The organism is Cellulosimicrobium sp. Marseille-Q8652 (assembly GCF_965112045.1).
In genome coordinates this window covers 399,943-419,661 of record NZ_CBCOPS010000002.1, presented here as the reverse complement: position 1 = coordinate 419,661, position 19,719 = coordinate 399,943, and the positions used below count along the sequence as shown (strand labels likewise).

18 protein-coding genes are annotated in these 19,719 nt (G+C 74.8%); 10 read left to right on the top strand and 8 right to left on the bottom strand.

Features of this window, described 5'->3' with window-relative positions; translation table 11 throughout:
* Positions 1–137: 137 nt before the first annotated feature.
* The 4 genes from ACWPWV_RS11825 to ACWPWV_RS11810 all read left to right on the top strand — a co-directional run bounded on the left by ACWPWV_RS11825 (position 138) and on the right by ACWPWV_RS11810 (position 4,187).
* Positions 138–1,250 carry an AAA family ATPase gene (locus tag ACWPWV_RS11825; RefSeq protein ID WP_454044528.1) on the top strand — a complete coding sequence of 371 codons (1,113 nt, stop codon included), beginning with the start codon at positions 138–140 and terminating at the stop codon, positions 1,248–1,250.
* A gap of 10 nt (positions 1,251–1,260) precedes the next feature.
* Positions 1,261–2,553: a DUF58 domain-containing protein gene (locus ACWPWV_RS11820; protein WP_454043181.1), complete on the top strand. Its 1,293-nt coding sequence runs from the start codon at positions 1,261–1,263 to the stop codon at positions 2,551–2,553.
* A 154-nt stretch (positions 2,554–2,707) separates the two neighbouring features.
* Positions 2,708–2,830 carry a hypothetical protein gene (locus ACWPWV_RS11815; RefSeq protein ID WP_285821096.1) on the top strand — a complete coding sequence of 41 codons (123 nt, stop codon included), beginning with the start codon at positions 2,708–2,710 and terminating at the stop codon, positions 2,828–2,830.
* A gap of 16 nt (positions 2,831–2,846) precedes the next feature.
* Entirely contained in the window at positions 2,847–4,187 is a 1,341-nt protein-coding gene (locus tag ACWPWV_RS11810) for a winged helix DNA-binding domain-containing protein (RefSeq protein ID WP_454043180.1), read from the top strand.
* 76 nt (positions 4,188–4,263) lie between these two features.
* On the opposite strand, the gene ACWPWV_RS11805 is transcribed toward ACWPWV_RS11810, so the two are convergent.
* Positions 4,264–5,253, bottom strand: coding sequence for a stage II sporulation protein M (locus ACWPWV_RS11805; protein WP_454043179.1), 990 nt, complete (start codon positions 5,251–5,253; stop codon positions 4,264–4,266).
* A 115-nt stretch (positions 5,254–5,368) separates the two neighbouring features.
* Here ACWPWV_RS11805 and ACWPWV_RS11800 point away from each other — a divergent pair, with 115 nt between their 5' ends.
* Positions 5,369–6,187: an RDD family protein gene (locus ACWPWV_RS11800; protein ID WP_454043178.1), complete on the top strand. Its 819-nt coding sequence runs from the start codon at positions 5,369–5,371 to the stop codon at positions 6,185–6,187.
* On the opposite strand, the gene ACWPWV_RS11795 is transcribed toward ACWPWV_RS11800, so the two are convergent.
* The 4 genes from ACWPWV_RS11795 to ahcY all read right to left on the bottom strand — a co-directional run bounded on the left by ACWPWV_RS11795 (position 6,099) and on the right by ahcY (position 11,623).
* The gene (locus ACWPWV_RS11795; RefSeq protein ID WP_454043177.1) at positions 6,099–7,472 is read right to left on the bottom strand and encodes an acyltransferase family protein; all 1,374 of its coding nucleotides are present in this window, start codon (positions 7,470–7,472) and stop codon (positions 6,099–6,101) included. The genes ACWPWV_RS11800 and ACWPWV_RS11795 overlap by 89 nt on opposite strands.
* A 158-nt stretch (positions 7,473–7,630) precedes the next feature.
* On the bottom strand, positions 7,631–8,290 hold the full coding sequence (locus ACWPWV_RS11790) for a response regulator transcription factor (RefSeq protein ID WP_454043176.1): 660 nt from the start codon (positions 8,288–8,290) through the stop codon (positions 7,631–7,633).
* 106 nt (positions 8,291–8,396) lie between these two features.
* Positions 8,397–9,875, bottom strand: coding sequence for a sensor histidine kinase (locus ACWPWV_RS11785; protein WP_454043175.1), 1,479 nt, complete (start codon positions 9,873–9,875; stop codon positions 8,397–8,399).
* Positions 9,876–10,063: 188 nt separating this feature from the next.
* A complete protein-coding gene (gene ahcY, locus ACWPWV_RS11780) occupies positions 10,064–11,623 on the bottom strand; it encodes an adenosylhomocysteinase (RefSeq protein WP_454043174.1) in 1,560 nt (519 codons plus the stop codon).
* Positions 11,624–12,130: 507 nt separating this feature from the next.
* Between ahcY and ACWPWV_RS11775 the strand changes: the two genes are divergently transcribed.
* The 3 genes from ACWPWV_RS11775 (at position 12,131) to ACWPWV_RS11765 (ending at position 15,431) form a co-directional block, all read left to right on the top strand.
* Positions 12,131–13,549 carry a quaternary amine ABC transporter ATP-binding protein gene (locus ACWPWV_RS11775; protein WP_454043173.1) on the top strand — a complete coding sequence of 473 codons (1,419 nt, stop codon included), beginning with the start codon at positions 12,131–12,133 and terminating at the stop codon, positions 13,547–13,549.
* On the top strand, positions 13,546–14,415 hold the full coding sequence (locus ACWPWV_RS11770; protein ID WP_454043172.1) for an ABC transporter permease: 870 nt from the start codon (positions 13,546–13,548) through the stop codon (positions 14,413–14,415). The genes ACWPWV_RS11775 and ACWPWV_RS11770 overlap by 4 nt, the downstream gene beginning before the upstream one ends.
* 77 nt (positions 14,416–14,492) lie before the next feature.
* The gene (locus ACWPWV_RS11765) at positions 14,493–15,431 is read left to right on the top strand and encodes a glycine betaine ABC transporter substrate-binding protein (RefSeq protein ID WP_454043171.1); all 939 of its coding nucleotides are present in this window, start codon (positions 14,493–14,495) and stop codon (positions 15,429–15,431) included.
* 114 nt (positions 15,432–15,545) lie between these two features.
* Here ACWPWV_RS11765 and ACWPWV_RS11760 read toward each other — a convergent pair whose 3' ends face one another.
* Together ACWPWV_RS11760 and ACWPWV_RS11755 are read right to left on the bottom strand one after the other, a co-directional pair.
* On the bottom strand, positions 15,546–15,734 hold the full coding sequence (locus tag ACWPWV_RS11760; protein WP_454043170.1) for a Trm112 family protein: 189 nt from the start codon (positions 15,732–15,734) through the stop codon (positions 15,546–15,548).
* The gene (locus ACWPWV_RS11755) at positions 15,731–17,218 is read right to left on the bottom strand and encodes a phosphomannomutase/phosphoglucomutase (protein ID WP_454043169.1); all 1,488 of its coding nucleotides are present in this window, start codon (positions 17,216–17,218) and stop codon (positions 15,731–15,733) included. The genes ACWPWV_RS11760 and ACWPWV_RS11755 overlap by 4 nt, the downstream gene beginning before the upstream one ends.
* 155 nt (positions 17,219–17,373) lie before the next feature.
* Between ACWPWV_RS11755 and manA the strand changes: the two genes are divergently transcribed.
* Positions 17,374–18,603: a mannose-6-phosphate isomerase, class I gene (gene manA / locus ACWPWV_RS11750; protein ID WP_454043168.1), complete on the top strand. Its 1,230-nt coding sequence runs from the start codon at positions 17,374–17,376 to the stop codon at positions 18,601–18,603.
* A 39-nt stretch (positions 18,604–18,642) separates the two neighbouring features.
* Here manA and ACWPWV_RS11745 read toward each other — a convergent pair whose 3' ends face one another.
* Positions 18,643–18,996: a DUF3499 domain-containing protein gene (locus ACWPWV_RS11745; protein ID WP_454043167.1), complete on the bottom strand. Its 354-nt coding sequence runs from the start codon at positions 18,994–18,996 to the stop codon at positions 18,643–18,645.
* A 118-nt stretch (positions 18,997–19,114) separates the two neighbouring features.
* On the opposite strand from ACWPWV_RS11745, the gene ACWPWV_RS11740 reads away from it, so the two are divergent.
* Positions 19,115–19,708, top strand: coding sequence for a metallopeptidase family protein (locus tag ACWPWV_RS11740; RefSeq protein WP_454043166.1), 594 nt, complete (start codon positions 19,115–19,117; stop codon positions 19,706–19,708).
* Positions 19,709–19,719 lie beyond the last annotated feature (11 nt).

The following is a 19,719-nucleotide window of genomic DNA, read 5'->3' as shown; positions in this document are numbered from 1 at the left end:
CGCAGCACACCGAGGGCCCCGAGAGCACGCCGGCCCAGCCCGACCGCTTCGCCCCCGCACCACGGTCCGACGCACCGCCGAGCCCCTCCGGCGACAGGCCGCACGACGAGCCGGCCTCCGGCTCGGTCGCGGACCGCGTGAGCGCCGCCGCCCAGGGTCCTGCCGCGGGGCACGACGCGTCCCGGCAGCCCGCCGACCGGCCCGACGGCGCGCCGTCGTCCCGGCAGCCGCAGCCGTACGCGCCGCAGCAGGCCGCACCGCGTCCTCCCGCGGCCGCGCACGGAGCCCCGCCCGCGCCGTCGCTCGAGCTGCGCCAGGCCCTGGCCGCGGTCCGCACCGAGGTCGGCAAGGCCGTCGTCGGGCAGGACGGCGCCGTGACGAGCCTGCTCATCGCCCTGCTCTGCAAGGGGCACGTGCTGCTCGAGGGCGTGCCCGGCGTCGCGAAGACGCTGCTCGTGCGCACCCTCGCCGCGTCGCTCGACCTCGGCACCAAGCGCGTGCAGTTCACGCCCGACCTCATGCCGGGCGACGTCACGGGGTCGCTCGTCTACGACGCGCGCACGGCCGAGTTCTCGTTCCGCGAGGGACCCGTCTTCACGAACCTCCTGCTCGCCGACGAGATCAACCGCACGCCCCCCAAGACGCAGGCGTCGCTCCTCGAGGCGATGGAGGAGCGTCAGGTCTCCGTCGACGGGACGCCGCGGCCGCTGCCCGACCCGTTCCTCGTCATCGCGACGCAGAACCCCGTCGAGTACGAGGGCACGTACCCCCTGCCCGAGGCCCAGCTCGACCGCTTCCTCCTCAAGGTCGTGCTGCCGCTCCCCGAGCGCGAGCAGGAGGTCGAGGTCCTCGCCCGGCACGCGGCCGGGTTCGACCCGCGCGACCTGGCAGGGGCGGGCGTGCGTCCCGTCGCTGCGCGGGCCGTCCTCGACCGGGCTCGTGCGGAGGTCGCGCGCGTGCAGGTGGCGCGCGAGGTCCTCGGCTACGCGGTCGACGTGTGCCGCGCGACGCGTCACTCGCCGTCCCTGTCGCTCGGCGTCTCTCCGCGCGGCGCCACGGCGCTGCTCGCGACGTCCCGCGCGTGGGCGTGGCTGTCCGGCCGCTCGTACGTGACGCCCGACGACGTCAAGGCCCTCGCGCACCCCACGCTGCGCCACCGCGTGCAGCTGCGGCCCGAGGCAGAGCTCGAGGGCGTCACCGCGGAGAGCGTGCTCGACACGGTCCTCGCCTCCGTGCCCGTCCCCCGCTGAGGCGCTCGACGTGGCCCTGACGTGGCGCGCCGTCGTGCTGGTGGCGCTCGGCCTCGTGCCCGTGCTGCTGTTCCCCGTGCCGGGCACGGTGCTCGTGTGGGCGCTGCTCGTCGTCGCGGTGTGCTCGCTCGACGTCGCGCTCGCCGCGTCCCCGCGACGCGTCGCGATCGAGCGGCGCGTGCCGGGCTCCGTCCGGCTCACCGACCGCGCGGCGTCGACCCTGACCCTGACCAACCTCGCGCCGCGGCGCCTGCGCGCGCTCGTGCGCGACGCGTGGCCCCCGTCGGCGGGCACGCAGGCCAACCGGCACACGGTGGACCTGCCACCCGGCGAGGCGACGCGCGCCGTGACCGTGCTCGTCCCGACCCGGCGCGGCGAGCGCGTGGCCGACCGCGTGACGATCCGGTCGTTCGGCCCGCTGCGGCTCGCGGCCCGTCAGGCGTCGATCCCGGTGCCCGGGCGGCTGCGCGTCCTGCCCGAGTTCGCCTCGCGCCGGCACCTGCCGAGCCGCCTGGCGCGACTGCGTGAGATGGACGGTCGCGCGGCGGTGCAGGTCCGCGGCGAGGGCACCGAGTTCGACTCCCTGCGCGAGTACGTCATCGGCGACGACGTGCGCTCCATCGACTGGCGCGCGTCGGCCCGGGGCCGCGACATGGTGGTGCGCACGTGGCGGCCCGAGCGGGACCGCCGCGTGCTGATCGTCGTCGACACCTCGCGGACGTCGGCCACGCGCCTCGGCGACGAGCCGCGGCTCGACGCGAGCATCGAGGCGGCGCTCCTCCTGGCCGCGCTCGCGGGCCGCGCGGGCGACCGGGTCGAGCTCGTCGCGTTCGACCGCACGGTCCGCGCCCGGGTCGCCGGGGCCGCGGGCCCCCGGCTCATGCCCGCGATGGCCGACGCCCTCGCGCCGCTCGAGCCCGCTCTCCTCGAGACGGACTGGCCCGGCCTCGTCGGCGCCGTCCAGGAGCGGCTCTCGCAGCGCGCGCTCGTGGTGCTCCTCTCCACGCTCGACGCCGCGGCGGTCGAGACCGGCCTCCTGCCCGTCGTCGGGCAGCTCACGTCGAAGCACCAGGTGGTCCTCGCGGCGGCGGGAGACCCGGAGGTCGCCGAGCTGCGGGCCGACCGGAGCGGCACCGCGGAGGTCTACGACGCCGCCGCCGCGGCCCGCGGGGAGATCGAGCGCGCCGCCGTCACGACGGTCCTGCGGCAGCGGGGCGTCGAGGTCGTCGACGCCCTGCCCGACGAGCTCGCGCCGCGGCTCGCCGACACCTACCTCGCCCTCAAGGCCGCGGGTCGCCTCTGACCTCGCCGCCCGCAGCCACGAGGTGGTACCCCGTCGCGGGAGGTGGTACCCCGGTCGGGTACCGCCCCGCCCACCGCGGTTCTCCTCGGGTGAGGGCGCGTCGGTGCCGCACGGTAGGGTCGTGGCCGCACGACCCCCGACCTCAGGAGTGCCCGTGGCCTGGCAGCCGACCGACCCGCGCGACCGCGAGCGGCGCAACCGGCGCGTCGCGATCATCGTCGTCGCCGCGCTGCTCGCGACGTTCGTCATCCCCGCGCTCGCCATCGTCCTGTCCTGACCCGGCGGTGAGGGGCGTGGGCGACGACCGGTACGGGCCGTGGCTCGACCACGACGACCTGAACCGCGCGCTGCTCGCGCGTCAGCACCTCGCTCCACGGCGTCCCGAGGTTCCTGACGGGGCTCCTGCCGACGTCGCGACGGGCGTCGTCGCCGAGGTGGGCCATCTCGTGGGCCTCCAGTCGCAGGTCCCGTCGTCGCCCTACGCCGGCCTGTGGTCGCGGATGCCCGGGTTCGCGACGGACGACCTCGGCGCGCGGCTCCTGGACCGCTCTCTCGTGCGGATCGCGACGCTGCGGGGCACGGTGCACCTCGTCACCGCCGACGACGCGTTCGAGCTCGCCGCCCACGCGCGCCCCGCGCTCGTCGCGTACCTGCGCGCGAAGAACCAGCACGGCGACGCCCTGCGGGACGTCGACCTCGACGAGCTCGAGCAGGTCGCCACCGACCTGCTCGCGGAGCCGCTCACGTCCGTCGAGCTGGGGCGTCGCCTGGCCGCGCGCTGGCCGGAGGTCGACCCGAAGCACCTCGCGTACGGTGCGCGCTGCCTGCTGCCCCTGGTCCAGGTCCCGCCGCGCGGGCTGTGGGGCGCGAGCGGGCCCGGCACCACCACGACGTGGACGACGGCGCACGCCTGGCTCGGCGGCCCGACGCACCGGTCCGCGGACGAGCTGGGCGCCGTCGCGACGGCGAGCGACCCGGACGCGGTGCTCGCCGCGCGCGTCCGGCTCGTGCGCCGCTATCTCGCCGCGTTCGGCCCCGCGACGGTCGCCGACGTGCAGCGGTGGTCCGGGCTGACCCGGCTGCGCACCGCGGTCGAGGCGCTGCGACCCGAGCTCGTGACGTTCTCGGGCCCCGGTCGACCGGGTGCCGGCGGAGCGGGTGCCGGCGGAGCGGGTGCCCGGAGCGCCGGTGCACCGCCCGCCGTCGAGCTGTTCGACCTTCCCGACGCCCCGCGCCCGCGCGGCGACGAGCCCGTCCCCGTGGTGCTCGCCGCGGACTTCGACAACCTCGTGCTCGCCCACGACGACCGCGCCCGCGTCCTCGGCGGGGTCGCCGTGAAGCAGGTCGTGAGCGTCAACGGGCAGGTCGCGGCCACGGTGCTCGTCGACGGCCGGGTGGCCGGCACCTGGACGTGGAGCACCGCGACCGACGGCGGCGAGCCCGTCGCGCGGGTCGACGTGCGGCCCCTGGCGCCGTCGGGGAGCGGCGCCGTCGCGAGCCCGACGAGCACCGCGGGTGCGCCGGCGGCCCGGCTCGCCGAGGCCGCCGTCCGGGACGAGGTCGTCGCGCGAGCGCAGGACTGGCTGCGCGTCGCGGTCCCCGGCGCGCGACCGAGCGTCGTCCTGCACGCCTGAGCCCCGTCGCCCGGCGAGGCCGGGACCGACGGCTCGGGGACGGAGCCGACGGCTCAGGGCCGCCGGGACGGACGGCTCAGGCGGCGACGGGGGCGACGTCGCCGGCCTCGTCGGCCGAGAGGTCGCCCGTCTCCCCCGCGCGCACCGCACGACGGCCGAGCACGATCGTGTAGACCCAGAAGCCCGCGAGCGCGATCGCGCCGATGACGATCTTCAGCCACCACGGCATGGTCGACCCGGTGACGAAGCCCTCGATGAGCCCCGAGACCGCGAGCGCGATGGTGAGGCCGATCGCCACGGTGACGAGCGCGCGCGCTTCCTGCGCGAGCGCGCGCGAGCGCGGCAGCGGCCCGGGGTCGACCCAGGCCCAGAAGATGCGCAGCCCGGCAGCGCCCGCGACGAAGATCGACATGAGCTCGAGCAGGCCGTGCGGCGCGATGAGGGTGAGGAACAGGTCGAGCTCGCCGTGCGCGGCCATCATCCCGCCGGTCGACCCGACGCCGACCGCGTTGGCGAACAGCACGTAGGCCGGGTAGACGCCCGTGATGCCGAGCCCGATGCACTGGACGGCGATCCACGCGTTGTTCGTCCACACGACGGCCGCGAAGTCGAGGCCGGGGTCGTAGTACGACGCGAACGCGTTCTGGACGTACTCCTCCTGGACGCTCGGCGGGCCCATCGACGCCAGCCCCTCGGGCGTCGTCGCGACCCACACTCCCGCGACCAGCGCGACGACGAGGAACGCCACCGTGACGCCGACCGACCACCAGCGGATCCGGTACAGCGCCGCGGGCAGGGAGACGACGAGGAAGCGCACGACGTCGCGCCAGGCCGGCTCGTGCGCGCCCGCGATACGGGTGCGGGCGCGGCCCAGCAGGTCGGAGAGCCGCGTGACGAGCACGGGGTCCGGGGCGACGGAGCGGATCGTCGAGAGGTGCGTGGCCACGGCCTGGTACAGGCGCACGAGCTCGTCCGCCTCCGCGCCGTCGAGCGACCGCCGCTTGGTCAGCGTCTCCAGGCGGTCCCACTGCGCGCGGTGCACGTCGGTGAAGGCGTCGAGGTCCACGACCGATACCCTGCCACACGGAAAGGTCGCGCAGCGGCGCGACCGGACCGGGCAACCCGGCCGGGCACCTCGGCCGTCAGCGGCCGGTCCAGGACGGGACGAGGCGAGGAGCGACGTGCGCGACGGCATCCTGATCGGTGAGGGCGTGGTCCTCGACGCGCGGCCGGCGTCCTTCCTCTCCCGGGGGCTCGGCTTCTTCCTCGACGTCCTCGCGATCGGGGTCGTCCTCGTCGGCCTCTCCTTCGTCGTCGCCCGCTCCCTGTCCTTCGTCGACCCCGCCTTCGGCCCGGCGATCCTCATCACGCTGCTCGCGCTCGTCATGGTCGTGATTCCCACGACCGTGGAGACCCTCACGCGCGGCCGCTCGCTCGGCAAGCTGGCGCTCGGGATCCGCGTGGTCCGGGACGACGGCGGTCCGGTCCGGTTCCGGCACGCCTTCCTCCGGGCGCTCGTGGGCATCGGGGAGCTGTGGCTCACGTTCGGGACCGTCGCGCTCGTCGCGTCGCTGACCAACGACCGCGGCAAGCGGCTCGGCGACATGGCGGCCGGGACCTACGCGATCCGCGTGCGGGGCGGCCGGGCGACCCTCGCCCCGCTGGCCATGCCGCCGTTCCTCCAGGCCTGGGCGTCGCACGCGGACATGCGGCGGCTCCCCGACGGCCTGGCGCTCGCCGCCCGGCAGTTCCTCGCGCGCGCCGACCGGCTCAACCCGGCCTCGCGCGCCCGGCTCGGGCAGGAGCTCGCCGGCCAGGTCGAGCGGTACGTCGCGCCGGGACCGCCCCCAGGGACGCACCCCGAGCTGTTCCTGCTCGCCGTGCTCGCGGAGCGCCGGGACCGTGACTGGGTCACCGCGCGACGCCAGCAGGCGCTCGCCGCCGAGCAGGCCGAGCTCCTGCACCGGCTGCCGTACTCGGTGCCCGACCCGTCGCGGTGACCGGCCGGGCGGCACCGGTCCTGCGCCGGGTGCCGGCATCCTTGCGCGCGGGCCCCTCGAACCGCCCGACGACGCGCGCGACCCCTGCGAGGACGAGCGCGAACGCCCCGAACCACAGCGGCCGGCTCGCCCACCAGTCGGCGGACCCCGGCTCCGGGAGCGGCGTGCCGAGGACCACGAGCACGAACGCCACCACCGCGATCATCGCGGTGACGTGCCACAGGTAGACCGTCATCGACCGGGCCGCGAGCGCGGCCACCACGCCGCGTCCGGGGCCGTCCGCCCAGCGCACGAGGGCACCGCGCGCCGCGACCACCAGCGCGACGAGGCCGACCGCGTGGAGGAGGACGGGAGCCGTCGGCGGGCCGAGGTTCGACATCGGGTCGCCCGGCATCCCGATGAGGGACACGGGGTACGGCCCGACGGCGACCAGGAGCGCCGCGAGCGCGAGCGCCCCGGCGGCGACCGCGACGAGCACCGTGCGGGACGGCAGGACCGCGACCGGCACGACGCGCCCGCGACGCACCACCCGGATCCCGGCGCGCGCGTCGGCGTAGAGGACGCCGAGCGCGTACGGGACCGCCCACACCAGCACGACGTCGACGAGCGCGAGCCGTTCGAGGCCCGCCCCGAAGCGCAGGGCCTCGACGGCGAGCGGCACCGCCGTGAGCCCGGCGACGCCCCACCAGCCGGTCGCGTGCAGCGCGCGCCGCAGGACCGGCGTGAGCGCGACGAGCACGACGTAGACGCCGAGGAACCACAGGAGCTGCGGCGCGAGGCGCGCGAGGGCCAGCACCACGTCGTCGGGCATCCCGAGGGCGAGGAGGGCGCCCACCACGGCGACCCACGCACCGACGAAGACCCCGACCGGCCGCAGCAGCCTCGGCAGGCGCCGGACGACGAGCCGCAGCCCGGACGTCGTCGCAGCGTCGGGCTCGCGCTGGAGCCCGTAGGCGGCCGACGCCCCGGCCGTGAAGAACAGGAGCGCGAGCACCTGCAGCACCCACGTCGCGGTCCAGCCGTACCCGTGGGCGAGCGCGTTGCCGAGCTCGAGGCGCCGGCCGTCCCACGTCGCGTCGGCCATGAGCCAGTGCACCGTCACGACGCACACCGTGGCGACCGCCCGGACGGCGTCGACGAAGACGTCGCGCGGTGGTCCGGGGGCGTCGTCGGTGGTCGCGCGCCGCGCGACGGCGAGGCGCTGCCCCGCCGTCGAGGTGGCCGCCGGCGGGCGCTCCGCGTGCGGTGTCCGGGGTGGGCGGGGTGGGTCGAGCAGGGCGGTCACGAGACGCTCCTCGGTCGGTGGGAGCCGGCGTCATCCGGCTCTCACCAGTCTTGAGAAACATGCCCTGACCTGGAACGGGACCCGCCCCCGCCCTCTGCGCGGCCAGCCGCCCGGCCACACCGGGGTTCTCCCCGCGCCCTACGGCGGTACGGGGCGCCCTAGACCTTGAGGTAGCGCAGCACGGCGAGGACGCGACGGTGGTCGCCCGCGTCCTGCGGGAGGCCCAGCTTGCCGAAGATCGACGTCACGTTCTTCTCGACGGCGCCGTACGAGAGGAAGAGCGACTCGGCGATCGCGGAGTTCGAGCGCCCCTGGGCCATGAGCTCGAGCACCTCGGTCTCGCGCGGCGTGAGGCGCGCGAGGCCGTCGTCGGACCGCGACGCGCCCATGAGCTGGCTGACGACCTCCGGGTCGAGGACCGTCTGGCCCGCCGCGATGCGCGTGAGCGCGTCGACGAACTCGCTCACGTCGGCCACGCGGTCCTTGAGCAGGTAGCCCACGCCCTGGGCGCCGCCCGTCAGCAGCTCGCTCGCGAAGCGCGTCTCGACGTACTGCGAGAACAGCAGGACGCCGAGGCCCGGGTGCGCGGCACGCAGCGCGAGCGCGGCACGGAGCCCTTCGTCGGTGAAGGTCGGGGGCATGCGGATGTCGACGACCGCGACGTCGGGCAGCGCGCCCTCGGCCGCGAGGCGCGTCACCGCGGCGACGAGCGCGTCGCCGTCGGGCACGTCGGCCACGACCTCGTGGCCGCGGCGCGTGACGAGCGCGACGAGCCCGTCGCGCAGGATGGCCGAGTCCTCGGCGATGACGAGCCGCATGGTGTCCTTCCGGTCGAGGGCCGCACGCCCCGGTCGGGTGAGCGCCCCGGGCCATCCTGCCCGACGACGCGAGGCGCGCGCCGCGGCGACGTCGCCGCGGCCGCGGTCAGACCCGGACGGGCAGGAGCACCGTCACGACGGTCGGCCCGCCGACGGGGCTCGTCAGCTCGAACGACCCGTCGACCGAGCGCACGCGCTCCGCGAGACCGGCGAGACCGGACCGCTGGCCGTCGGAGCCGGGCTGCACGACGCGCGCACCGCCCTGTCCGTCGTCGCGCACGCGCAGCCGCAGGCGTGCGGCGCGACCGGTGCCCTGCCGCTCGACGAGCACGTAGACGCCCGTGGCGCGGGCGTGCTTCACGGCGTTCGTCACCAGCTCCGCGACGCAGAAGTACGCGATCGACTCCACCGCGGGCGCGAGCCGGCCCGACGCCTCGACCGCCGGGTCGACGTCGACCGTCACGGGCAGGGGCGACCGGGCGGCGAGCGTCTCGAGGGCGACGGCGAGGCCGTTGTCCAGCGCGGGCGGGTGGATGCCGCGGGCGAGCTCGCGCAGCTCGACGAGCGCCTCCTTGGTCGAGGAGTGGGCGAGGTCGACGAGGTCGAGCGCCTCGTCCGCGTCGCCGCCCGTCGCGAGCTGCTCCTTCGCCTCGCCGAGCTGCATCGCGACCGCGACGAGACGCGCCTGCGTGCCGTCGTGCAGGTCGCGCTCGATGCGCCGCAGCTTGGCGTCGGCGTCCTCCACCGTGCGGCCGCGCGACTCCTCGAGGTCCGCGACGCGCAGGCTCGACAGGGTGGGGCCCAGCAGGGCGACGGTGAGCACGCGGAAGAGGTGCGCGAACGCGCGCGTGACGTGCGGCCAGACCCACAGGAAGAGGGCGCCGACGAGCACGAGCCCGAGCTGGCGCGCGGGCGTGTCCACGAACCAGTCGGTGCCGAACGAGGCGCCCCGGTGCCAGGTCCCGTCGCCGGCCTGCTGGAGCGGCAGCCACCGCGACCAGACCCAGTGGGTCATGGCGCCGAGACCGACGGCGAGGAACACGACGCTCGTGACGAACGAGACGATCGCGAGCGGGAGGGCCACGACGAGGAACAGCACGGCGCGCCAGCCGGCCCCGTCGCCGACACCGCTCCACAGGGTGCGCCAGAAGCCGCGCGGCCGGACGTAGGGAGCGGGTGCCGCGACGTCGACGTCGAGCATCGTGCGGGCCATCGCCCGGTACATCGAGGCCCAGCCCCGTCCCCCCAGCACGAGGCCGCCGGCGACGAAGATCCCGAGCACCGTGACGAGCACCCCGGCGAGGAAGGACACGGTGAACACCGCGTACGCGAACCCGAACGGCGCGAGCAGCAGCGCGAGCCACAGGTACCCGTGCTCGCGCCAGGTCCGGCCCGCGAACGGCGCGCGCAGGAACGGGACCGGCCTGCGGTGGTCGACGTAGCGCGGGTCGGGGCGCGTGCCGGCGAACGTGGCCGGGGCGGCGGGGTCCGGGGCGCCCGCGGTGGCGGACGTCGCGGGGGTGCCCGACGACGACGGCTCGGCCGCGGGGACGACGCCCGGCTGGTCAGGGGTCACGGCGATCATGGTGCCAGTCTGGCGACACCGACCACGCCTCCACCAGGGAGCGGTCCACCGGACCGGAGGGGGGACATCCCGACGTCGGGCGTCGAAGCGGTCGGGCAGCGCACCGCCGGAGCACCGCCGGAGCAGGCCGCGGCGTGCCCCGCGGCGCCCTCCCGGTGGAGGGCGCCGCGCGGCGACGCACGACCTCGTCAGTAGCGGTAGTGCTCCGGCTTGTACGGACCGCTGACCGGCACGCCGAGGTAGTCGGCCTGGGACGGCGAGAGCTCGGTGAGCCGCACGCCCAGCGCGTCCAGGTGCAGTCGCGCGACCTTCTCGTCGAGCACCTTCGGCAGGCGGTACACCTGGTGCTCGTAGGAGCGCTCGCGGCCGGCCTCGGCCGACTCCACGGCGTCGCGGTACAGCTCGATCTGCCCGATCACCTGGTTGGAGAACGAGTTGCTCATGACGAACGACGGGTGGCCGGTCGCGTTGCCCAGGTTGAGCAGGCGCCCCTCGGAGAGCACGATGATCGACCGCTCGCCGCGCTCCGTGCCGTCGTGCCCCGTGCCCGCGGGGAAGGTCCACTCGTGGACCTGCGCCTTGATCTCGGTCCGCGTGACGCCCGGGAGGTCGGCCAGCCCGGCCATGTCGATCTCGTTGTCGAAGTGGCCGATGTTCCCCACGACGGCCTTGTTCTTCATCGCGGCCATGTGGTCGGCGCGGATGACGTCCTTGTTGCCCGTCGTGGTGATGAAGAAGTCGGCCTCGTCGAGGACGTCCTCGATGCGTGCGACCTGGTAGCCGTCCATCGCGGCCTGCAGCGCGCAGATCGGGTCGACCTCCGAGACGATGACGCGCGCGCCCTGGCCGCGGAACGCCTCCGCGGCGCCCTTGCCGACGTCGCCGTAGCCGGCGACGAACGCGACCTTGCCGCCCATGAGGACGTCGGTCGCGCGGTTGATGCCGTCGGGCAGCGAGTGCCGGATGCCGTACTTGTTGTCGAACTTCGACTTCGTCACGGAGTCGTTGACGTTGATCGCGGGGAACAGCAGCTCGCCGGCCTCCGCGAGCTGGTACAGGCGGTGCACGCCCGTCGTCGTCTCCTCGGTGACGCCCTGGATCGCCTGCGCGATCGTCGTCCAGCGCAGCGGGTCCTGCTCCAGCGCGCGGCGCAGGACGGAGCGCACGACGTTCATCTCGTGCGTGTGGTCCGGCTCCCCCGGCAGCGTGTCGGGCGGGACGACGCCCGCGCGCTCGTACTGCAGTCCCAGGTGGACGAGCATCGTCGCGTCGCCGCCGTCGTCGAGGATCATGTTCGGGCCGGCGGCACCCTCGCCCGGCCACACGAGGATCTGCTCGGTGCAGTCCCAGTACTCCTCGAGGCTCTCGCCCTTCCAGGCGAACACGGGCACGCCGCGCGGGTCCTCGGGCGTGCCGTCGGGGCCGACGACGACGGCGGCAGCGGCCTCGTCCTGCGTCGAGAAGATGTTGCAGCTCGCCCAGCGCACCTCGGCGCCGAGGGCCACGAGCGTCTCGATGAGCACCGCGGTCTGGACGGTCATGTGCAGCGACCCGGCGATGCGCGCCCCGGCGAGGGGCTGCGACGCGCCGTACTCGGCGCGCAGGGCCATGAGGCCGGGCATCTCGTGCTCGGCGAGGCGGAGCTGGTGGCGTCCGGCCTCGGCGAGGGCGAGGTCGCGGACCTTGTAACGGCCGGGGAGCTCGTCGAAGCCGGGGGCCGTGGTGGGGGCTGGCGCCGTCGTGGACATGGTTCTCCTTGGGGACGATCACGGTCGAGGTCTGCGCTGGGGGCTCCCGTCCGCGCCTGTCCGTCGACCTCGCCGACGGACACCCCCACCCTACCCAGCGAGCCGCGAGGCGGACCGGGACCTTCCGGGCGCGGGCGCGCGCGCTATCACGAACTCTTGACCGAATCAACATCACGAAGAGATAACGATCCGCGATCCGGCGTGATCCGCACGCTGCCAACGATCATGGGTCAAGAATCCCTCTGCAAACGTCCCCAGATCCCGGGACCTCGGTCGCAATTCGGCCTGGATTGAGGCAGGGTGCTGGGGAACCGATTGACATCGGATCAGCGTGAGGTCCTGTGTGCGCCGGCCCTGCAGGGGGCGTCGGCCGGACGAGCCGCCCGACGGAGGCCGTCCTCGCACCGGGACCTCGTCCCGTGCCACCGTCGACGTCCCCCTCCCGGGGCGACCGTCCGGCGCGCCCGGGCACGCCGGTCCACGGACGGAAGGTGGCGACACCACCGCATGACAGCTCTCAGCACCACGGCACCACCAGGCCCCGCGGAACCCGGCGGCCGTCCCGGCACCGACCCCGCAGCGAGCGCCGGGCGCGAGACCGCGCTCTCGGTCCGCGACGTCTACAAGGTCTTCGGGCGCAGGCCCGTCGAAGCCGTCCGACGGCTCGAGCAGGGCGCGTCGCGCGACGACGTCAAGCCGCTCGGCACCGCCGCGGTCATCGACGCGAGCTTCGACGTCCGGCAGGGCGAGATCTTCGTCGTCATGGGCCTCTCCGGGTCCGGCAAGTCGACGCTCATCCGCATGCTCAACGGCCTGTGGAAGCCGACGTCGGGCCAGGTCCTGCTCGGCGGCACCGACCTCGCCCAGGCGGACGCGCAGCAGATGCGCGCGCTGCGGCGCCAGCACGTGAGCATGGTGTTCCAGCACTTCGCGCTCCTCCCCCACCGGACGGTCCTCGACAACGCGGCCTACCCCCTGGAGATCCAGGGCATGGGCAAGGCCGAGCGCCGCGAGAAGGCGCAGCAGGCGCTCGACCTCGTCGGGCTCGGCGGCTGGCAGGACTCCCTGCCGTCGCAGCTCTCCGGCGGCATGCGCCAGCGCGTCGGGCTCGCCCGCGCCCTCGCGGCCGACACCGACGTGCTCCTCATGGACGAGGCGTTCAGCGCGCTCGACCCGCTGATCCGCCGCGAGATGCAGGAGCAGCTCCTCGAGCTGCAGCAGACGCTGGGCAAGACGATCGTCTTCATCACGCACGACCTCAACGAGGCCATGCACCTGGGCGACCGGATCGCCGTCATGCGCGACGGCCGCATCGTCCAGATCGGCACCGCCGAGCAGATCCTGTCCGACCCCGCGAACGACTACGTCGCGCAGTTCGTCGCCGACGTGGACCGCACGCGCGTGCTCACCGCGTCGTCCGTCATGGTGCGCCCGGCCGTCGTCGTGCCGATGGGCGGCGGGCCGCGCCAGGCGAGCCGCACCATGCGCGAGGCGCAGGTGTCGGCCGCGTACGTCGTCGACCGCCAGCGCCGCCTGCAGGGCGTCGTGCGCGACGACGACGCGGTCGCCGCGATCAAGGCGGGCAAGGAGTCCCTCGAGGGGATCGTGCGGGACGGCGTCACGCCGGTCTCCCCCGACACGGCCCTGGCCGAGATCTTCGCGCCCGCCGCGGAGTCGCCGCTGCCCGTGGCCGTGACGGACGAGGCGGGCCGCCTGGTCGGCGTCGTGCCCCGCGTGACCCTCCTCGAGGCCATGGTCCCGGGAGACCAGCCCCGCACCGGCGAGGTCTCCGTGCCCGCGGTCCAGGAGGCCGTCGCGCACGACCGCGCCGAGGACCTCCCCGCCGCGCAGTCCCCCGAGCCCGACGTCCCCGTGGAGGACGGCGCCGTGGACGGCCGTCCCGTGACCGGGGGAGGTGCCCGATGACCGACACGCTCGTTCCCCGCCTGCCCCTGGGCGAGTGGGTCGAGGCCTTCGTCGACTGGGTGACCGACGTCTTCGACCCCGTCTTCGACGTCGTCAAGGACGTGCTCACCAGCGTCTACGACGTGTTCGAGACCGTCCTGGCGACGCCTCCCTTCTGGATCGTCGCGCTCGCGCTCGCCGCGGTCGCGTTCGCGGCCAAGGGGTGGAAGCTCGCCGTCGGCTCGCTCGTCGGCTTCCTCGTCATCGCCGGGGTCGCCCAGTGGGACAACGCGATGGACACCCTCGCGCTCGTGCTCCTGGCCACGGCGATCACCCTCGCGATCGCCGTACCGCTCGGCATCTGGGCGGCGCGCGACGACCGGGTCTCGCGCACCGTCCGACCGGTGCTCGACTTCATGCAGACCATGCCGGCGTTCGTGTACCTCATCCCGACCGTCGTCATCTTCCTCACGGGCCCCGTCCCCGGCATCATCGCGACGATCGTCTTCGCGATGGCTCCGGGCGTGCGGTTCACCGAGCTCGGCATCCGCCAGGTCGACAAGGAGGTGGTCGAGGCCGGCCACGCGTTCGGCTCGACCCCCGGGCGGATCCTGCGCCAGATCCAGCTCCCCCTCGCGATGCCCACGATCATGGCGGGCGTCAACCAGGTGATCATGCTGTCGCTGTCCATGGTCGTCATCGCCGGCTTCGTCGGCGCGGGCGGCCTCGGGCAGCCCGTCGTCCAGGCGCTGAGCAGCATCGACGTGGCCCTCGGCTTCGAGGCCGGCCTGTCCGTCGTCATCCTCGCGATGTTCCTCGACCGCGTGACGTCGGCCCTCGCCGACCGCGCCCCCGTCTCCAGGGCTCTCGCCGCCGCGCGCGTCTGAGCCACCGGCGGCGCGGCACGACCCCGCGCCGCCGCGCACCACCCGACCGGGCCCGCACGGGCCCAAGGAAGGAACGCATGACCCCCGCACGCACCACCCACCGCACCGCCCGCCGCACGGCGGCCGTCGCCACCGCGGCCGTCCTCGGCCTCACCCTGTCCGCCTGCGCGTCCGACACCGAGTCCGGTGACTCGGGCGACGCCTCCACGGGCGAGGACGAGACGTCGGTCTCGATCGGCATCCCCTCGGGCTGGGACGAGGGCATCGCGGTCTCCCACCTGTGGAAGGCGATCCTCGAGGACGAGGGGTACGACGTCGAGACGCAGACCGCCGACATCGGCATCGTCTTCACCGGTCTCGCCGGCGGCGACTTCGACCTGCTGTTCGACACGTGGCTGCCCATCACCCACGCGTCCTACCTGGAGGAGTACGGCGACGACGTCACCGACCTCGGCGTCTGGTACGACGACGCGAAGCTCACCGTCGCGGTGAACGAGGACTCGCCGGCCCAGTCGCTCGAGGACCTCGCGGGCATGGCCGACGAGTACGGCAACAAGCTCGTCGGCATCGAGGCGGGCGCGGGCCTGACCAAGGTCACGCAGGAGGAGGTCATCCCGACCTACGGCCTCGAGGACATGGACTACACGATCTCGTCGACCCCCGCGATGCTCGCCGAGCTCAAGGGCGCGACGGGCTCCGGCGAGAACATCGCCGTGACCCTGTGGCGCCCGCACTGGGCCTACGACGAGTTCCCCGTCCGCGACCTCGAGGACCCCGAGGGCACGCTCGGCGACGCCGAGGAGATCCACACGTACGGCGCGGGCGACTTCGAGGACCGCTACCCGACGCTCACGAAGCTCGTCGGCGCGTTCGAGCTGGACGACGAGCAGCTGTTCTCGCTCGAGAACATGATGTTCAACTCCGACGAGTACTCCGACGAGGACGCCGCCGTCGAGGCGTGGCTCGAGGAGAACCCGACGTTCGTCGACGACCTCAAGGAGGCCGCGGGCGTCTGACGCCTGCCTCCCCCACCGACCGGCTGCGGTCCTCGGTCCGCAGCCACGTCCGCACGACGGTGTCGGACGCCGAAGGCCGGCTCCCCCGCGGGGAGCCGGCCTTCGTGCTGCGCCTCAGAGCGCCCGGGCGTCGTCCTCCAGGAGGACGGGGATCCCGTCCCGCACCGGGTACGCGAGGGGTCGCTCGGGGTCCGTCGAGTGCAGCTCGGGTGCGCCGTCCGGGCCCGTGCCGTCCACGAGCGTCGCGCCCGTGACGGGGCACCGCAGCGCCTCGCGCACCCAGGGGTCGACCTGCAGGCTCATGCTCGCTCCTCGCTCGTGCCCGGTGCCGCGGCGTCGTCCGCCCGGACGAGCGACAGGACGTCGTCGCGCACCTTCTCCAGGATGTCCTGGTCCGCGGCCTCGACGTTGAGCCGCAGCAGCGGCTCGGTGTTCGACGCGCGCAGGTTGAACCACCACTGGGGGTGGGAGTCCCAGTGCGAGACGGTCAGCCCGTCGAGCTCGTCCACCTCGACCGGTCCGGCGCCCTGCTGCGTCACGTAGGCCTCGACCACGCGGGCCCGCGCCGCCGGGACGTCGGCCACGGTGGAGTTGATCTCCCCGGACGCGACGTACGGCTCGTACATCTCCCCGAGGGCCGACATCGGGTGGGGCTGCGTGCCCAGCGCCGCGAGCACGTGCATCGCGGCGAGCATGCCCGTGTCCGCGAAGAAGAAGTCGCGGAAGTAGTAGTGCGCGCTGTGCTCCCCGCCGAACACGGCGTCGTTGTCGGCCATCTGCGCCTTGATGAACGAGTGGCCGACGCGCGTGCGCACCGTCCGCGCGCCCGCGGCGCCGAGGAAGTCGGGCACCGCGCGCGACGTGATGAGGTTGTGGATGACCGTCGGCGTACGACCCGCCTCGAGCTCCTTGCCCACCTCGCGCAGGCCCACGAGCGCCGTGATCGCCGACGGCGACACCGGGGCGCCCTGCTCGTCGACGACGAAGCAGCGGTCCGCGTCGCCGTCGAACGCGAGCCCGATGTCGGCCCCGTGCTCGACGACCGCGGCCTGCAGGTCGACGAGGTTCTTCGGGTCCAGGGGGTTGGCCTCGTGGTTCGGGAACGTCCCGTCGAGCTCGAAGTACAGCGGGACGACGTCGAGGGGCAGCGCCGGCAGGCCCGCACCCGTCCCGAGGACCGCGGGGACCGTGTACCCGCCCATGCCGTTCCCCGCGTCGACGACCACCTTGAGCGGCCGGACGCCGGACAGGTCGACGAGCCCGCGCAGGAACGCCGCGTAGTCGGCGAGCATCTCGCGGTCCGTGACCGTGCCTCGCTCCGCCACCGGGGACGGGAGCCCGTCGTCGAGGAAGCCCTCCGCGAGGCGGCGGACGTCGGCGAGGCCGGAGTCCTGGCCGACGGGCCGCGCACCCGCGCGGCACAGCTTGATGCCGTTGTACTCGGCGGGGTTGTGGCTCGCGGTGAACATCGCGCCCGGCACGCCGAGGACGCCCGACGCGTGGTAGAGCCCGTCGGTCGAGCAGAGCCCGATGCGCACCACGTCGACGCCCGCGTCGGCGAGGCCCGCGGCGAACGCGTCGACGAGCTCCGGACCGGAGTCCCGCATGTCGTGCCCGACGACGACGCTCGGCCGCGCCGCCCCGTCGCCGACCGGTGCCTCCGGGAGCACGACCGCCCGGGCGAACGCGGCGCCGATCGCGCGCGTCACCCCCGGGTTCAGCTGGTCCGGGACGGTGCCGCGCACGTCGTAGGCCTTGATGAGGTGGGAGAGATCGCTCGTGGTCACCCGACAACAGTAGTGGGGACGGACCACCGGCCGTCGTCGGGCGGAGTCCCGCGCGGCGCCCCGGCGGTGCGGACGCCTCGGCTACGCTGGCCGGAGACCTCAACGGCCCGCGCGGGGCGGACGCGCCCCGCCAGACGAACGCGAGACCTCTCACCATGCTCACCCGGCACTTCCGGCTCGACAACACGGTCCAGCACTACGACTGGGGCTCGCCGACGCGGATCCACGAGCTCCTCGGCTCGACCCCGGACGGCCGTCCTGCCGCGGAGCTCTGGCTCGGAGCGCACCGGAGCGCGCCGTCGACGGTGCTGGACGCGGCACCGGGCGCCTCGACCGAGGGCGTCTCGCTCGCCGACCTCGTCCAGAGCGACCCGGAGGGGATGCTCGGCCGACGCGTGGCGGACACCTTCGGCCCGAGGCTGCCCTACCTCCTCAAGGTGCTCGCCGCGGACCGCGCCCTGTCGCTCCAGGTGCACCCGCGGCCCCACCACGCCCGCGCCGGCTTCAACCGCGAGAACCTCGACGGGCTGCCCCACGGGTCCCCCGACCGCTCGTTCCACGACGACCAGCACAAGCCCGAGATGGTCGTCGCCCTCTCGCAGTTCGAGGGGCTCGTCGGCTTCCGCACCCCGCGCGCCGTCCTCTCGCTCCTCGACGGCCTCGACGGGCCGCTCGTCGCGACGGTCCGCGAGGTGCTCTCCTCCGACCGGTCCGCCCGCGGCATCCGCACCGCCTTCACGGGGCTCGTCGCCTCGCGGCACGACGCGGGGACCCCTGCCGCGCTCGAGGTGTCCCTCGAGTCCGTGCGCCGTCGGCTGCACGCCGGTTCGCCCTACGAGCGAGCCGACCGCACCGTCATGCTCCTCGCGGAGCAGCACCCCGGCGACCCCGGGGCCCTCGTCTCGCTCCTGCTCAACCGGGTGACGCTCGAGCCGGGCGAGTCGTTGTTCATCCCGGCCGGCGTCGTCCACGCCTACGTCAGCGGCCTCGGCATCGAGGTCATGGCGAGCTCGGACAACGTGCTCCGCGCGGGCCTCACGTCGAAGCGGGTCGACGAGGCGGCGCTGGTCGAGTGCGCCGTCTTCGAGCCGAGCGGTCCGACGGTCCCCACCGTCACCACCTCCGGCGACCGCGGACAGCTCCACACGTACCGCGTCCCGGTCGAGGAGTTCGGGCTCGTCGTCGCCGACGTCGACGAGGACGAGGTCCTGACGTTCCCGTCGGACGGCCCGCGCATCGTCCTGTGCCTCGACGGGAAGGCCGTCCTGCACGGGGGCGACGAGGACCTGGTCCTCGCGCGCGGCGAGTCCGCGTTCGTCCCGCACCGCACCGGTCCCCTGCAGGTCGGCGGGCACGGCCACGTCGTGTGCGTCTGGACCCCGTAGGGGAGCGGACGGCGGGGCAGGACCGGCAGGCCGGACGCCTCAGTCGCCCTCGGCGCGCAGCACGCGCAGGTGACCTCGCCGTCCGACCTCGGTGACGGCAGCCGGCTCCGGGTCGCTCCGCACCTTGCCCGCCTCGCGGACGGCGTCCGCGAGCGCCGACAGGTCGTCGTCGCTCGGGCCCGTCTCGACGAACTCCGGCGACAGCCGCACGACCTCCCACCCCCGCGGGGCGGTGAGGCGCTCGGCGTGCTCGGCGCACAGGTCGTAGCTGTGGGGCTCGGCGAGGTGCGCGAGCGGGCCCAGGACGGCCGTCGAGTCGGCGTACACGTAGGTGAGGGTCGCGACGGCGGCACGGACGCACGCCGTGCGCGAGCACTGCCTGACGGATCTCACGGGGTGACCTTACGCCTTTCCCGAGGTCGGCGGACGCGGCACACGCCGTCGTGCGCGGGTCACCGGCTCGCCGGGGCGCTGCGGGACAGCACCCGTCCCGCGCGTCTACAGTCGTCGTGTGCGCGGCTTCCCCTCCTTCCCTGGTTCCCGGCCCGAGCCGGCGGGGCGCGGACGCCGGTCGCGCGACCGCGCCGCCGGTCGCCGCCCCGTCGCTCCCGCGGAGCAGGTGCCGGGCGACCCGTCGTCCGACGACCTCGACATCCCGCTCAGGGCTCCCGGTCCGGGCGGCCACGGTCCGGCCGCACGACGCCGCGACCGTCGGGGTCGCGGCATCCGGGGCCCGCTGCTCCCGCCGTCCGCCCCGGCGAACCGCACGCGGGCCGAGCGCTTCGACGACGTCGTCGTCGAGGTCGTCGAGCGCGTGGAACGGGCGTGGGCCAAGCAGCTGCGCGGCACGGAGTTCGCCGTCGAGGACGTCCCGCCGTCGGACCCCGCGCCGTGGGAGCAGGGCGGGGTCCCGCTCGGGCGCTGCTTCCCGGCGGAGTCGGGCCAGCCGGCCCGCGTCGTCGTCTACCGCCGGCCGGTCGAGGCCAGGGCGCTGGACGCCGAGGACCTCGAGGACCTCGTGCGCGACGTCGTGGTCGAGCAGGTCGCGCACCTGCTCGCCCGCTCGCCCGAGGAGATCGACCCGCGCTACACCGGCGACCACTGACGCCTCCCGCC

Excerpts from the sequence above, each read along its gene's own strand:
- ACWPWV_RS11790 (WP_454043176.1), bottom strand. The coding sequence starts at position 8,290 with ATGCGGCTCGTCATCGCCGAGGACTCGGCCATCCTGCGCGACGGGCTC.
- ACWPWV_RS11785 (WP_454043175.1), bottom strand. The coding sequence starts at position 9,875 with ATGATCGCCGTGACCCCTGACCAGCCGGGCGTCGTCCCCGCGGCCGAG.
- ahcY (WP_454043174.1), bottom strand. The coding sequence starts at position 11,623 with ATGTCCACGACGGCGCCAGCCCCCACCACGGCCCCCGGCTTCGACGAG.
- ACWPWV_RS11775 (WP_454043173.1), top strand. The coding sequence starts at position 12,131 with ATGACAGCTCTCAGCACCACGGCACCACCAGGCCCCGCGGAACCCGGC.
- ACWPWV_RS11770 (WP_454043172.1), top strand. The coding sequence starts at position 13,546 with ATGACCGACACGCTCGTTCCCCGCCTGCCCCTGGGCGAGTGGGTCGAG.
- ACWPWV_RS11765 (WP_454043171.1), top strand. The coding sequence starts at position 14,493 with ATGACCCCCGCACGCACCACCCACCGCACCGCCCGCCGCACGGCGGCC.
- ACWPWV_RS11760 (WP_454043170.1), bottom strand. The coding sequence starts at position 15,734 with ATGAGCCTGCAGGTCGACCCCTGGGTGCGCGAGGCGCTGCGGTGCCCC.
- manA (WP_454043168.1), top strand. The coding sequence starts at position 17,374 with ATGCTCACCCGGCACTTCCGGCTCGACAACACGGTCCAGCACTACGAC.